The organism is Bacillus sp. Marseille-Q1617, from assembly GCF_903645295.1.
Classification (GTDB): domain Bacteria; phylum Bacillota; class Bacilli; order Bacillales; family Bacillaceae_B; genus Rossellomorea.
In genome coordinates this window covers 1017574-1033132 of sequence record NZ_CAHJXM010000001.1, presented here as the reverse complement: position 1 = coordinate 1033132, position 15559 = coordinate 1017574, and the positions used below count along the sequence as shown (strand labels likewise).

Sequence of the window (15559 nt, the reverse complement as noted above, 5' to 3'; positions counted from 1 at the left end):
TAAGAATAGGATATCCTGAAATTGGATGATTACTCTTACTTTTACAAAGTCGAATTTTGAACCAGCGTGATTACTCCAACTCATCTGCTTTCCGGACGCTCTTTCATCTTTTCCACATAATAAGTCACCAACTCTGGATAATCTGCCAACTCTTTTTTTCCATTTTCATTTAGTTGGTAGACGCCTCTCTGCACCCGGTCGAACCATTTATAATAATTCTTTTGTAAAATGGAAGGCGTTTTATCCCCGGTCCCGATTTCTTTTAATGCTTTTGGGGACAACGGTCCATAATTCTCGAGGCAGCAAGCGATGTGGATGCAGCTTTCTTTATAAGCCGTCATAATTTTCGTCTTATTGCTCCCGCCGGTATTATAGTCAGCGCTTCGTCCTTCAATTTCTTTTATCAGGGCAGTCCTTTTGCGTTTGCTGTATGTCATGACTTTCTTGCGGTCGAACGGCTGGGGATGGGCTGTAAATTCAACCTTTGGCCTTTTGGTTAAAGAAACCGTAATCAAGCCCAATTCCAATCTTTTCACAAGGTGACAGATGTCATTCCACCTTTTCGAGCGGGTTCGTTTCGGCTTAGGGATCGCAATATAAACCATCTCTGTCAGACGCTGCCGTTTTGCTGCCTGGATCAATAAATCGACCGTCAATGAAAGTTTCAACTCAACAATAATGAGTTCTTCTCCCTTCACCGCAGTAAGGTCGCAGTCCTTCACTTCACCATTGACTTTGTAACCCAGTTTTGTGAAGTGTTTTTGGATGGGTTGATAGAGGTCGGCTTCTTTTCTTTTTTTCTCTGTCATATGTAAAACCTTCTTTATTGAAAATCTCTTTATTAAAAGTATAGACCATTTGAGTTGGTTTGTAAGGGGGATTTATAGATTAGAAGAGGGACGGACCCATATGCGGGGTCCGTCCCTTTATGACTATCAGTATTTGAATGAAAATAGTATATGATTATTCAACATTAAACACCGCATTTGATTTCCGTGCAAGACTTCGCTTTCCGCGGGCGAGCGGGGAGCCTCCTCGGCGCTCTGCGCCTGTGGGAAGAAAAGCGGAGGGGCTTTGCTTAGAGGCGGTTGGCATAAGACGAATCGTCCACGAAGGCGTTCTTTGCCTTCTTGGTCGATTTGACTTATGACATGTGCCTCTAAGCCCCGCAGCTGGACAAGTCTCACATTGGTCGCTTTTCCCGCAGGAATCTTCGTCTTGCACTCCAATCAAATGCTAGAACAAGCAGCAACAGGCTTAAACCTCTCACTAGTGTTAGCTGTTCAATAAAAACCAGCACATTTTTCATCAAGTCTTTTTCTTATGCACTTTTATTCCGAAGCTTCTCAACTTCATCTGCTACGAATTGGACGGATGTGCCAACCACGACCTGGATGGAGTTTGCACCTGTGATTTTGATTCCCGGCACTCCGGTCGCTTTTATTCTTTGTTGATCGACTGCATCCATATTCTTCACTTCCACACGCAGGCGGGTGATGCAGTTGTCGACGGATGTTACATTCATATCTCCGCCAAGACCTGCATAGATCTCCGCTGCCATTGCCGCAAATCGATCTTTCTGAGAGACCGGTTCGGCAATCGCTCCCTCCTCCGTATCTTCTTCACGCCCAGGCGTCATCAGATTGAACTTGGCAATCAGGAAGCGGAACAGGAAGTAATAAATTAGTGCAAACACGATCCCCTGTACAAGGAGCATAAAAGGCATATTTGCCAGTGGAAGTCTCGAGCTCAATACAAAGTCGACGAAACCTGCACTGAATCCGAACCCTGCCGTCCATTGGAAGAATGACGCAATGGCAAGGGATAAACCTGTTAACACTGCATGAGCTAAATAAAGAGCAGGAGCTACGAACATAAATGCGAATTCAAGTGGTTCTGTTACTCCAGTAAAGAAGGAAGCAAAACCAGCTGCAAGCATAAGGGAAGCAACCTGTTTCTTCTTGGCAGGTTTAGCCGCATGATACATCGCAAGTGCAGCCGCCGGAAGTCCGAACATCATGACCGGGAAGAACCCAGCCTGATACATTCCGGTAACACCTTTTTCACCGTTGCCGGACCAGAAGTTTCCGATATCATTGATTCCTGCCACATCGAACCAGAATACTGAGTTCAGGGCATGGTGAAGACCTGTCGGGATCAATAAGCGGTTGAAGAATCCATACAGACCTGCGCCCGTGAAGCTTAAGGCACTGATTTCTTTTCCGAATGAAACAAGCGCAGTATAAATAACCGGCCATACGAATAGCATGATACCGGATACAACCAGCATCGCTACAGCGGACATGATCGGCACTAATCGTTTACCGCTGAAGAATGCGAGGGCATCCGGCAATTTTACATGACTGAACCGGTTATACATGCTTGCTGCTACAAGTCCTGAAAGGATCCCGACAAATTGATTTCCAATCTTAGCAAAAGCGGGATTTACAGCTTCTGCTTCCACTCCTTGAAGCATTGCCACAGAACCGCTTGAAAGCAGTGTGGTAATCACTAGATAAGCGACCAATCCACTGAGGGCAGCGGACCCATCCCTAGCTTTCGCCATCCCCAAGGCAACCCCGACAGCGAATAAAATGGACATGTTATCAATAATTGAGGCACCGGCTTTGATCAAGAAAGCCGCAACAGGACTATCTGCTCCCCAGCCTGTTGGATCGATCCAATACCCAATCCCCATCAGGATCGCCGCTGCCGGCAGAACCGCAACCGGCAGCATCAATGACCGCCCGATTCTTTGTAAATAGTTCATCATTTTTCTTTTCCCCCTATCTTGTGAGTTCTCCGTTGATTCCTCTTAGACCCTCTCATCAATAGACGTGACATCACTTCCTGTCTTTCTGGGTGCTGGAGTTTTTAACTGCATATGGACAAAACTCCTCTAGTAGAAACTATTCATAAGTGGACCAGTTTAGAATCATTTGTATATACCAATGAAAACCCTTTCATTTATTTTCTCCTTAATGAGTGCAGTAGAAAAGAGACTAATGACTTAGTAGAATAGTATTAGTAAATAATTACAAACATGGTTTTTATCCACATGTTAATAAGTCCTTATGACGATTATGTAAAAAAAACAGACCTCCAAGCGATATCATTGGAGATCTGTCTTTGATTATGGCAGTTCAGTTGTACCCATTAAGAAGCGGTCGCATTCTCGTGCTGCCCCGCGTCCTTCGTTGATGGCCCAGACGATCAGGCTTTGACCGCGTCTCATGTCTCCAGCTGCAAAAACGCCTTCGACATTAGTCATGTACTTATCATACTCGGCATCAACGGTGGAGTTACTTTTCGTTTCGATTTCAAGCTCCTTCAACAGGCCTTGTTCAGGACCGCTAAAGCCGATTGCAAGGAGAACAAGGTCGGCCGGCCAAACTTTTTCTGTACCTGGAAGCTCTTCACGTATACGATTGCCGTTTTCATCGATCTTCAATGAAACGTTCACCGTATGGACTTCTTTGATATGTCCTTCTTCATCGCCGACGAATTTCTTCGTCATGACCGCGTAGGCACGCGGGTCATGGCCGAATACTTCTTCCGCTTCCTTCTGCCCGTATTCCACACGATGGATGATTGGATACTGCGGCCAAGGGTTCCCCACTTCATCGCGGATGGCCCCTTTTTTCGCATAGATATCAAATTGAGTCAGGCTCTTGCAGTTATGTCTGATCGAAGTCGCCAGGCAATCTGTACCTGTATCTCCTCCTCCGATGACAATCACATTTTTACCTGCTGCAGAAAGATAGTTTCCATCTTCAAAATTGGAATCCAATAAGCTCTTTGTGTTCGCATGCAGGAAATCCATTGCATAATGGACCCCTTTTAAATTTCTTCCTTCCACCTCAAGGTTGCGGTGAACCGTTGCGCCCCCGCAGAGGATGACTGCATCGAATTCACTCTTTAGTTCTGAAGAGGAAACATCCTTGCCGACTTCAGTATTCGTTACAAATTTAATGCCCTCTTTTTCCAGAATATCCACACGTCTCTTTACAATAGAGTATGGAAGCTTCATTTCAGGGATCCCATAGGTCAATAGACCTCCAACACGGTCATTTCTTTCAAATACCGTTACGAGATGACCTGCTTTGTTGAGCTGGGCAGCCGCAGCCAATCCCGCCGGACCGGAGCCGACTACTGCCACCCTTTTTCCAGTACGGATCTCAGGAGGCTGAGGTACGACCCAGCCTTCTTCAAATCCTTTCTCGATAATGGACCTTTCCACCGTTCGGATTGCGACAGGAGGTTCATTGATGCCAAGGACACATGCCCCTTCACAAGGTGCAGGACAGGCAAAGCCTGTGAACTCGGGGAAGTTATTCATTTCATGCTCCCGTTTGAGTGCTTCTTTCCATTGTCCTTGATACACCAGGTCATTCCATTCTGGAATCAGATGATAAACAGGGCAGCCCGTCGTGACCCCTGCAAGCTCCATACCGGACTGGCAGGTAGGGACGCCGCAGTCCATGCAGCGTGCCCCTTGTTTCCTGACTTCTTCCTCTGAAAGCGGAAGTGTGTAATCATTCCAGTCTTTAGTACGTTCGGAAGGATTCCTTTCATCTAGTGATTGTCTCTTGTACTCCATGAAACCAGTTGCTTTTCCCATTCATATCCCCCTTCTTTTTTTTATTTATAGAGATTAAAATTCAACCTCGAGAATTGTCCAGCTTCACCGTCTAGCCCCCAAGACGTTTCGGTCCGCCCAATGAAGTCAAAGAACGACTTCACCGGTCGGCCTTGAAGCGTTGGTCGGGGCTGAGCAAGGCCCTTTCGCTTTTCTTATTGTCCAGCTTCAGGGCTTAGAGGCACATGTCATAAGTCAAATCGGCCAGGAAGGCAATGAACGCCTTCATGGCCAATTCGCCTTATGCCACCCGCCTCTGTTCAAAGCCCTTCCGCTTTTCTTATTTAACTGGCTCTAAAATTTTTGTACTTTCTTCGAAGGCTGTCATCTCAGCTTCGTATTTCTCTAATCCACTGCTTTCAAGCTCTGAAATTCTCTCTTTCATTTTCAGGTAGGATTTAGGAATCACTCGTACAAATTTGGACACATACGCATCCCAATTAGCCAATATTTTTTTACCATTCGCACTGTTTGTATAGTTAACGTAGTTTTGTATAAGGTCATATACTTCCTTCGTTTCTTCCGGGTCGAATAATGGCTGCAGGAGGACAAGCTCCTTATTACAGCGGGAATTGAACGATCCGTCCTCATCCAGCACATAAGCGGTCCCGCCGGACATTCCTGCCGCAAAATTCCGCCCTGTACGTCCCAGGATGACAACCTTTCCGCCTGTCATGTATTCGCACCCATGGTCGCCGACGCCTTCTACGACTACATTCGCACCGCTGTTTCTTACACAGAAGCGTTCACCGGCAATTCCGTAGATGTATGCTTCACCAGCTGAAGCACCGTAGAATGATACGTTTCCGATGATTGTATTGCGTTCCGGGACAAATGTTGATGTCGGATCAGGATGGACGATGATCTTACCGCCGGACAATCCTTTTCCTACGAAATCATTTGCATCCCCGACAAGACGAAGAGTCAAACCTTTCGGGATATAGGCACCGAAACTCTGACCTGCAGAACCCGTAAACTTCAGACGGATTGTATCTTCCGGAAGACCTTCAGACCCGTAACGCTTGGTTATTTCACTCCCAAGCATCGTACCCGTTACACGGTTGATGTTTCGGATGGCAGTCGATACTTCAATCGGCTCCTTGTTTTCAATCGCTTTACGGCATCTAGGGATCAGTTCTTGGTAATCAAAAGTCTTCTCAAGCTCATGATCCTGTGCTCTGACTGCATATCTGCTTACTTTCTCAGGTACATCCGGCTGATAAAGAAGTGCAGACAGATCGAGTCCTTTCGCTTTCCAATGATCGATTGCCTCATTCGTTTGCAATACATCGGTTCTTCCAATCATTTCATTGATCGTTCTGAAACCTAGCTCTGCCATCAGCTCTCTCGCTTCCTGTGCAACAAATCGCATGAAATTCGCCACATGCTCAGGGTCCCCCATGTATTTCTTGCGAAGCTCAGGGTCCTGTGTTGCAATGCCGACAGGACACGTATTCATATGACAGACACGCATCATGACGCAGCCAAGGACAACAAGCGGTGCAGTTGAAAAACCGAATTCTTCCGCTCCCAAGAGGGAAGCTACAACCACATCACGTCCCGTCATCATTTTCCCGTCTGTCTCAACGACAATACGGTCACGAAGTCGGTTTAACAGCAGGGTTTGATGGGCTTCTGCCAGTCCGATTTCCCATGGGAGGCCGGTATGTTTCAAGCTCGTTCTTGGGGCAGCACCCGTTCCTCCATCATATCCAGAAATAAGCACAACATCCGCACGGCCTTTTGCGACACCTGCAGCAATCGTCCCAACCCCTACAGCCGAAACCAGTTTCACGCTGATCCGCGCTTGTGGATTTGCGTTTTTCAAATTATGAATCAATTCTGCAAGATCCTCGATTGAATAGATGTCATGGTGAGGAGGCGGTGAAATAAGCTCTACGCCAGGAGTCGATCCCCGCACCTCTGCTACCCACGGGTAAACCTTTTTACCAGGCAGATGTCCGCCTTCGCCGGGCTTCGCGCCTTGAGCGACTTTTATCTGGATTTCATCTGCGTTGACAAGGTAGTGGCTCGTCACACCGAATCGTCCTGATGCAACCTGCTTGATCGAGCTGCGGCGCAGGTCTCCATTTTCATCACGCGTGAAACGGTTAGGATGCTCTCCGCCTTCACCCGAGTTGCTTCGACCTCCGATGCGGTTCATGGCAATCGCCAGGGCTTCGTGGGCTTCCTGACTGATTGAACCGAATGACATCGCACCTGTCTTGAATCTCTTACAGATCTCTTCCACCGATTCAACTTCCTCTAATGGAACCGGCTGCCTTTCTTTAAAGGAAAGCAGTCCGCGCAGAGATTGGAGGTTTTGTTTTTCATCCGTCAGCATCTTGGAATATTTCTTGAACGTTTCGAAATTGTTCGTTCTGCATGCATGCTGAAGGGTATGAATCGTATTTGGATTATATTGGTGATCTTCACCATTTTTACGGTATTGGAACTCGTCACCTGATTCAAGCGAACGGTTGTGATCCTTCCTGTCTACAAATGCCTTTCGGTGTCTCATCAGCACTTCTTTTTCAATGATATCGAGCTTGATTCCGCCTAATCTTGAAGCTGTGCGCGTGAAGTATTTATCGATTACTTCCTTGTGAATACCGATGGCTTCAAAGATCTGGGCACCTCGGTAACTCTGGATCGTTGAAATTCCCATTTTAGAAAGTACCTTCATGACGCCATCTGTCGCAGCCTTCACATATGTCTTAACAGCTTCTCTATGTGTCGTTTGCTGAAGCTCCCCTTTATTGACAAGGTCACGCAGGGATTCATAAGCCAAGTAAGGAGTGATGGCTTCGGCCCCGTATCCGAGGAGTGTAGCAAAGTGATGAACTTCCCTAGGCTCTCCGGATTCAACGAGAAGGCTGACCTTGGTTCGTATTCGCTGACGGATAAGGTGCTGGTGCAGACCGGAAACCGCAAGGAGGGCAGGGATGGCTGCACGCTCTTGCGTCACCCCTCTGTCAGATAAGATCAGCAGGGTGGCTCCTTCTTTGATGGCAATGTCAGCTCTGGCGAATAACTTATCCAACGCGCCTTCAAGCTGGTCTTCTTCTTCCGTAACGTTAAACAAGGTCGATAAAGTGACCGCCTTGAATCCATCTTCATTCTGATAACGCAGTCTTTCAAGCTCTTCTGTAGTAAGGACAGGCGTTTCCAGACGGATATGCCTGCAGCTTTCAGGACCGGGATCGACCAGATTCCCTTCCGCTCCGATGGTTGTTCCGACAGACGTAACGATCTGTTCGCGTATCGCATCGATCGGCGGATTGGTTACCTGAGCAAACAGCTGCTTGAAATAGTTAAAAAGAAGCTGCGGCTTTTTCGACAGGACAGCAAGAGGAGAATCGTACCCCATCGATCCGACCGGATCTTTTCCATCCGTCACCATCGGTTTGATGATTTTATTGATTTCCTCTGTGGTATAACCAAATGCCTGCTGCTGGACGAGCACTTCCTCAGAAGTGTAGATCTCCGAACCGTATGGCGCTTCAGGCAGATCCTTCAATTCTTTTTTATGGTTGTTCAGCCAATGTCTGTACGGCTGCTCGTTTGCCACTCTCAGTTTGATCTCTTCATCCGGGATCATTCTTCCTTTTTCCAAATCGACAAGGAGCATCTTTCCAGGCTGAAGGCGATCTTTGTAGACGATATCATCAGCAAAGATATCGAGGGCCCCTACTTCAGAACCAAGGACAATCATGCCATTTTTCGTGACATAATACCTTGCAGGTCTCAGGCCGTTACGGTCAAGGCATGCACCTATTTGTTTACCGTCAGTGAACACAAGTGCCGCCGGTCCGTCCCACGGCTCCATCAGGCAGCTGTGATATTCGTAGAAATCCTTTTTCTTCGGATGGATCGTATCATCATTTTCCCAAGGTTCCGGCACCATCATCATCGCTGTATGAGCGAGCGACCTTCCGGACAGATGAAGAAATTCAAATGCGTTATCGAACATGGATGAGTCACTGCCCGTCTCATCGATGACCGGGAGGATTTTCTCCAGGTCTTCTTCACTGAAGGCCGAGGAATGGCACAGTTGTTCACGCGCTCTCATCCAATTGACGTTTCCTCTCAGTGTATTAAATTCTCCATTGTGGATGGTATATCGGTTAGGGTGTGATCGCTGCCAGCTCGGAAATGTATTCGTACTGAAGCGGGAATGCACCAGTGCCAGTGCGGATTGGAACTCAGGGTGATTGAGGTCGATGTAAAAGGAGTCCAGCTGCTCGGGAATGAGCATTCCTTTGTATACTATGGTTGTGGAAGACAAGCTGCACAAGTATACATCCTTTAATTCCTCAATCTGTGATGTTTCTTTCTCGATACGTTTTCGGATGACATAGAGCTTTCTTTCAAAATCCATCCGGGTCTGCATGTCATCAGATGCACCTATGAACACTTGTCTGATAAACGGCTTCGATTTTGAAGCGACTTTCCCTACGAAGGAATCATTGATTGGTACTGGTCTCCATCCAAGCGTCTTCTGTCCTTCTTCTTCAATGATGCGTTCAAACAATTCTTTACTCTGCATCCGGGAGTCATAATGTTCGGGAAGGAAGACCATCCCTACTCCGTATTCGCCTTCACCAGGCAGATGGATATCTTCTTTTTCACATTGTTTTTTGAAAAATCTGTGAGGAATCTGGGTAAGGATACCTGCACCGTCACCAGTGCTTGTATCGGCGGATTGTCCTCCGCGGTGTTCAAGGTTACAAAGGATATTAATGGCGTTTTGGACGATATTGTGTGACTTTTTGCCATCTATATTGGCAATCATCCCAATACCGCATGCTTCATGTTCATGCGCCGGATCATACAATCCCTGCGCCACAGGAAGATTATTTTTCATTCATAACGTCCCCCTCTTCTTAACTACTATTATTGAAAGATAATAAAATCTTTTAATGGAATTTTCTTAATTTTTGTTAGTATATCATGAATTTTAGAAAAAACGAAAAATTTAGTTAATGGTTTCAGCCCTTTTAAACCCGTTATTTGGAGAATATCGGAAAGAAAATAAGAAGAAAAATTTATTATTTGACTAAATTTTCAAAAACTTTAAAACCTTGTTATTTCAATAAAGAAATCGTTTACAAAAATCTTATTTCCCGGGTTACATAGTTATAGATTTTTTTGAATTTTTATGTGATTTTTTTCTTTAAAAAAATTTTTTTGAGAGGCGAAATTCCAGTGGTGATTTTCCGATTTTTTGTAATAGATGAGGTTTTTTACATGTAATCTTATATAGCCGGATTGGGTGTATTTCAAACTTTGCAGAAGACAAAAAAATAACCTCTCTGGATATGAGGTTATTTTTTGCTTTGTTCTATAAGCGCTTCTCTTTCTACCCGGTCCATGAAGTCCGTGACGACTTTTTTGTTGTTTTTCTCTCCCCCTAGTTTCAGGAGTACTTTCCCCAGGAAGTTCAGTCCTTTATTCTGACCGGTGTAGATGAAGTTTGTTTCTTCTTCATTTAATTTAACTAGGGTGAAGCTGGCTTCGACTTCAAATGCTTTTGCTAAGGTGAATCCGATTTTATTGTGTTTTCTTTCAGTCGTATTTTCATATTCAAGGTCTTCTACTATATAAGTCTCGATCCGCTTTCCTTCTTTGTATTTTTGTTGATACTTTGATCCGACCACGCCTTCTTTTCTCTCCAGTACCTTGTTTTCAATTACATTGGGCATGATTCGCTGAATGTTTTCAAGTTCGAACAAGCTCCAGATCACTTCAATATTCACAGGGATGACCCGTTCTTCGTGCCATTTAATCATCCATATCCTCTCCTATTCCAAGTTCAAAAAAATCATCCATATCTTCAATGATTCCCTGCAGTCTTGCCACTTTTACTTCTAACGCTTTTTTCTTTTCCCGGATTAATCCTTCCAGGTTTTCAAATGACTCATCATGTACTACCTCAAACATTTCCTGGATGCTGAAGTTGAAGCGCCTCAAGTATACCAGTAACCTGGCGACAAGATATGAGCCGTTATCATAATAGCGGTATTTATTGTTGGGATCGATATGAACCGGCTCCAATAATCCGATGTCAGCATAATAGCGGAGTGTCTCTCTGCTTAGACCGGTCATTTTTGAAAACTCACTCACTTTGTACATTCTGGCCACCTCTCACTACGATGATAAACTATGTAGTGCACTACATGGTCAATGGTTTTTTTAGACTCTTTTTCTCGACATTTTCCGGGAAATATTGGGTAATTTTTCGACAACACTATTGATTCTTAATTATGATGTCAGTTACTCGGGACTAGTCCCTTTTTTCCTGATACAATCCCTTTCACTTCTTCCACCGCTTCCTCAATAGTTTTTACTTTCAGGATGATTTTCTGAGCATCCCGGTAATTTTCTGCGGTATGTAAATATCTCGGGTCATAATAGTATTCGAGAAGCAATTCCAGTACAGCTTCATAATTGCGGCTTTTCAGTTCTTCTTCAATCGTATTGGCGACCGGGCTGTGGATACGCCGCTTGATTTGTCTGAATGCTTGGGTAAATTCTTCATGATACTTATGAAGCTTGTATTCTTTCATGATGTGGTCGATTCTTTCTTCAATTGGCAGATCGATGAAGATATGGGTTGCTGCTTCTTTTTTCTTCAGCAGGAAAGGAGGAAGCAGGATTTTACCGATCCGTTTACTTTCAGCTTCGAACATGACAAACGGTGCTTGCTGAAGAGCTTTGACTTCTTCTACTAGAAGTGAATCGAATGTCTTCTGATTAACAGGGGTCAGGCCGATTGCACCAAACACTGAGCCGCGGTGATCAGCAAGTCCTTCAATATCAAGGATCGGCAGTCCCTGATTTTTCAGCTCGTGAAGGATAGCCGTTTTCCCAGTGCCGGTTCCCCCATTCAGGACAAATGCTTTCGGCTCAATTTCAAGAGATTCAAGCTGGTTCACGACCCACTTTCGATAAGCGCGCACTCCCCCTTTGATCCTGTATGTGTTGATTCCCATCAAATCCAGGAATGTTGCGGCTGCTTTACTTCTCATACCGCCTCGCCAGCAGTAGACCACTTTTTTTCCAGGCAGTTCTTTAAATTGTTTAATGAAGGAAGGAAGCTTTGCGGAGAAAATTTCAAGTCCCCTGTCCGTGGCCGCCTCTTTACTCACTTGCTTGTAGAGCGTTCCAACCTCCGCTCTTTCTTCGTCATCGAAGACTGGGATATTGAAGCTTCCGGGTATAGTCATTTCTTTATATTCTGAAGGGGAACGAACATCGATAAAGACTAAGTCATCTGGGCAGGACATTAATACATCAATCGAAATATCTTTGAACAAACTGCTTCACCTCTTTTAGAAACTTGATTCCAGTATGGTCAAAATAAAAGGAAGTTAATATGTAAAGAACTTATTTTTATAGTAATCTATTCAATCGCAGTTTACTATCACCTGATAAAAATAAAAAGATGCTGGGAAAAAACTAAAAAACCACCACATAAAGACGAACAATTTCAGCGTAGTCTTTTAATACCGCTAATGATTTCCGTGCAAGACTTCGCTTTCCGCGGGTAGCCCGTGAGCCTCCTCGTCACATGCGTTCCTGCGGGGTCTGACATGTCTAGCTGCAGGGCTTAGAGGCACATGTCATAAGCCAAACCGACCAAGAAGGCAAAGAACGCCTTCGTGGCCGATTCGTCTTATGCCACACGCCTCTGAGCAAAGCCCTTCCGCTTTTCTAATTAGCTACTCTTCCCGCAGGAGTCTTCGTCTTGCACTCCAATCAACCGCTGTAGATCGCTAAATCAAAATGTCCATTTGATCAAATTAAAAACCCGAACTAATTTGTCTCCTATAACGCAAATTAGTTCGGGTTTTACTTAGACTAAAACACTTTGTCCCAGCCTCTTAGATCAATTTCAGCGCATCACTGTCGGCAATGATCGTGACATTGGGATGTTCTTTAAGAATGGAAGCCGGGAAGTTTTCACTCACTGCATTTTCCACAAGATTTTTCATGGCTTCCTGTTTTGATTTTCCTGATACAAGCAGGAGGATTTCCCTGCTTTTCATAATGCTTGAGATGCCCATTGTGATTGCCTGCCGGGGAACTTCTTCAATCGAATGAAAATAACGGGCGTTTGCTTCCCGGGTCGATGCAGCCAGCTCCACAATATGTGTACCCGATTGAAAGGAAGTTCCGGGTTCGTTAAAGCCGATATGCCCATTTGCTCCGATACCGAGGATTTGAAGGTCGATGCCTCCTGCTTCTTCTATCAGATTTTCATAGCGTTCGCATTCCTTCCCAAGGTCTGCTGCCATCCCCGCCGGGATATGAGTGTTGTTGAGTGAAATATCTATATGTGAAAAGAGATTTGAGCACATATATTGAAAATAACTATTCGGATCATCCTTTGAAAGTCCGATATATTCGTCCAGATTAAAGGTTTTGACACATTTGTAGGATGTTCTGTTCACATGGTGATCTTCTATGAGTTCTCCATAGAGCCCTTCTGGTGTTCCACCGGTCGCAAGTCCAAGGGTCATACAATCCGAGCTTCTGATTTTCCCGATCACATGGTGTGCAGCTTTTTCACTCATCTGCTTATAGTCAGACACTTCAATGATTCTCACTCGTCACCATCTCCTCTTACATAAGCGATTTTCCCTTTACAAAAGGTCATAAACACATCCATCTGTTCATCCAGGATGACTAGATCGGCATCTTTCCCTGAAGCGATGCTTCCTTTCCTGTCGAAAATCCCCAGCTGTCTTGCGGGGTTTTCAGAAGTGATCTTGATCGCTTGTTGAATCGAGCAGCCGGTATACTCTTGGATATGTTGGAATGCCGTTTTCATCTCTAGCACACTTCCTGCAAGTGTATCTTCATCTAATAGCGCCATGCCGTCTTTTACCGTCACCATCTGACCGCCGAGATCGTACTGACCGTTTTTCAGACACTTGGCCCGCATGGAGTCAGTGATGAGGATCATCCGTTCATCGGTGATTTGCTGAAAGGCAATATCGACCGCTTCCGGTCTGACATGAATCCCGTCAGCGATCAGCTCCACCATTATTTCTTTACGGTTGAACGCAGCTCCTACAATTCCCGGTTCACGGTGATGAAAGCCTGACATCTGGTTGAACAGATGCGTCACGTGACAGACACCGCTGTCGATCGCTTTGCACATTTCATCATACGTTGCATTGGAATGCCCGGCTGAAGCGATAACTCCATTTTCCTTAAGATGCTGAATCAATATATGTCCTTCATCCGTTTCAGGAGCGACCGTAACGAGCTTGATATGATTTTGGGACGCCTTCTGCCAGCTGTCAAATGTCTTCACACACGGCTCTTCAATGTGATGCAGCGGCTGGGCCCCTGCTTTTCCGCTATTGATGAACGGCCCTTCCAAATGGATGCCCAGGATTTCTGCCTTTCCGGCTTCCTGATGGTTTTCGACATATTTTCCAGTATTGATGAGAGCCTTTTCTATTTTTTCTTTCGACTCTGTCATCGTCGTTGCCAGGAAGCTTGTCGTCCCTTCCTTCGGTAATGCTTCTGTCATGGTGTCGAGAGCCTCTTTTGTCGCATCCATCGTATCTGCACCATTCACACCGTGGATGTGGACATCGATCATGCCGGGAATGACAGATGCTTTTTGAGGCAGGGAAATGTCGACGTATTCTCCATCATTTTGCAGATAGCACATTTCACCTGTCTCAGAAATAATTCCACGTTCTATTTTTATAAAACCATTTTCGATGATCCCATCTTGGGCATAAATTCTCTGATTACGAATGATATAGGTATCAGGGCTGCTCATCATCTTTCCCCTTCCGCTTAAACTTTATCTACTGTGACTTTAACATCTTTACGTTATAGTTGTCTATACCAATTAACCGCATTACTCACAAATGCCATTAAATTGTTATAATTAATAACAGCCCACCTCTTACTGGTATAGACATCATGTAGTTTTGAATGGTAAGATGTTTGTAATTAAGAACAACGATGTAAATTCATACGTGATTCAAATAAATTTCTCAGGACGGTGGCAATGAAATTGGTCAATAAAAAGTCTCCATTACCTCTGTATTACCAAATAGAAGAACATATAAAAGGGATGATCGATTCCGGGGAACTAAAACCGGGAGACGTGCTCCCTTCTGAAAGAGAACTGGCAGAATCTTTCACCATCAGCAGGATGACCGTTCGTCAAGCGATAACAAATCTTGTGAACAAAAATCTTCTTTACCGGAAAAAAGGAAGCGGTACATATGTTTCGCACAATAAGTTTGAGCAGTCACTCCACGGACTGACCTCCTTCAGCGAGGATATGAGAAGGCGTGGGCTTGAACCCGGCAACAAGCTCATCCACTTTGAACTTTCCAGCGCGACTGAAGAATTGATTCATCATTTCTCCCTGCACGAAGATGATCTTGTTTACAAAATTAAACGGATCCGCCTTGCCAGCGGTGAACCAATGGCCATCGAAACAACCTATATCCCTGTGAAGCTGATTCCGGGGCTCAGTCAGGAGATACTTTCGAACTCGCTCTATCAGTACGTGGAAGAAGAAATCGGATTGAAGCTCGGCCATGCTTCTCAATCAATCGAGGCTTCCGCTGCAGCAGAAGATGATGCCAGACATCTGCAGCTGGAGACCGGGGAACCTGTTTTATTCATCCAGCGCGAAACCTTCCTAAATGACGGCACCCCATTTGAACTCGTGAAGTCCACCTATCGTGGCGACAAATATAAATACAAGATGAATATTGAACGGCTAAGATAAAAAAACACCCATGGGATGATGGATCCCAGGGTGAATTTTTTATTCTCGCATTCTTAAATACTAGTTCTTTTCTTCACAAAAATGGTATAGACATCTATACTAATAGTTGATATGATACTTTGTAAGCGAATTCATTTTTTATTATT

10 protein-coding genes are annotated in these 15559 nt (G+C 44.9%); 1 reads left to right on the top strand and 9 read right to left on the bottom strand.

Translation table 11 applies throughout. The annotated features are described in order from the left end of the window. Positions 1-80: 80 nt before the first annotated feature. The 9 genes from HWX64_RS05095 to nagA form a co-directional block, all read right to left on the bottom strand. Positions 81-809 carry a DUF2161 domain-containing phosphodiesterase gene (locus tag HWX64_RS05095; protein WP_175987843.1) on the bottom strand — a complete coding sequence of 243 codons (729 nt, stop codon included), beginning with the start codon at positions 807-809 and terminating at the stop codon, positions 81-83. A 512-nt stretch (positions 810-1321) separates the two neighbouring features. Continuing rightward, the gene (gene nagE / locus HWX64_RS05090; RefSeq protein WP_175987841.1) at positions 1322-2773 is read right to left on the bottom strand and encodes an N-acetylglucosamine-specific PTS transporter subunit IIBC; all 1452 of its coding nucleotides are present in this window, start codon (positions 2771-2773) and stop codon (positions 1322-1324) included. Positions 2774-3133: 360 nt separating this feature from the next. Continuing rightward, complete coding sequence (locus tag HWX64_RS05085; RefSeq protein ID WP_175987839.1) at positions 3134-4621, bottom strand: glutamate synthase subunit beta; 1488 nt, start codon at positions 4619-4621, stop codon at positions 3134-3136. 298 nt (positions 4622-4919) lie between these two features. Next, on the bottom strand, positions 4920-9506 hold the full coding sequence (gene gltB / locus HWX64_RS05080; protein ID WP_175987837.1) for a glutamate synthase large subunit: 4587 nt from the start codon (positions 9504-9506) through the stop codon (positions 4920-4922). 460 nt (positions 9507-9966) lie between these two features. Next, entirely contained in the window at positions 9967-10431 is a 465-nt protein-coding gene (locus tag HWX64_RS05075) for an SRPBCC family protein (protein ID WP_175987834.1), read from the bottom strand. Continuing rightward, positions 10424-10774 carry a MerR family transcriptional regulator gene (locus tag HWX64_RS05070; RefSeq protein WP_175987832.1) on the bottom strand — a complete coding sequence of 117 codons (351 nt, stop codon included), beginning with the start codon at positions 10772-10774 and terminating at the stop codon, positions 10424-10426. Before HWX64_RS05070 ends, HWX64_RS05075 begins: the two co-directional genes overlap by 8 nt. 137 nt (positions 10775-10911) lie before the next feature. After that, positions 10912-11958: a tRNA 2-selenouridine(34) synthase MnmH gene (gene mnmH / locus HWX64_RS05065; RefSeq protein ID WP_175987830.1), complete on the bottom strand. Its 1047-nt coding sequence runs from the start codon at positions 11956-11958 to the stop codon at positions 10912-10914. A gap of 567 nt (positions 11959-12525) precedes the next feature. Further along, a complete protein-coding gene (gene nagB, locus HWX64_RS05060) occupies positions 12526-13251 on the bottom strand; it encodes a glucosamine-6-phosphate deaminase (protein ID WP_175987828.1) in 726 nt (241 codons plus the stop codon). Beyond that, positions 13248-14447: an N-acetylglucosamine-6-phosphate deacetylase gene (gene nagA, locus HWX64_RS05055; RefSeq protein WP_368495568.1), complete on the bottom strand. Its 1200-nt coding sequence runs from the start codon at positions 14445-14447 to the stop codon at positions 13248-13250. Before nagA ends, nagB begins: the two co-directional genes overlap by 4 nt. A gap of 237 nt (positions 14448-14684) precedes the next feature. Between nagA and HWX64_RS05050 the strand changes: the two genes are divergently transcribed. Continuing rightward, positions 14685-15413 carry a GntR family transcriptional regulator gene (locus HWX64_RS05050; protein WP_175989646.1) on the top strand — a complete coding sequence of 243 codons (729 nt, stop codon included), beginning with the start codon at positions 14685-14687 and terminating at the stop codon, positions 15411-15413. Positions 15414-15559: the final 146 nt, after the last annotated feature.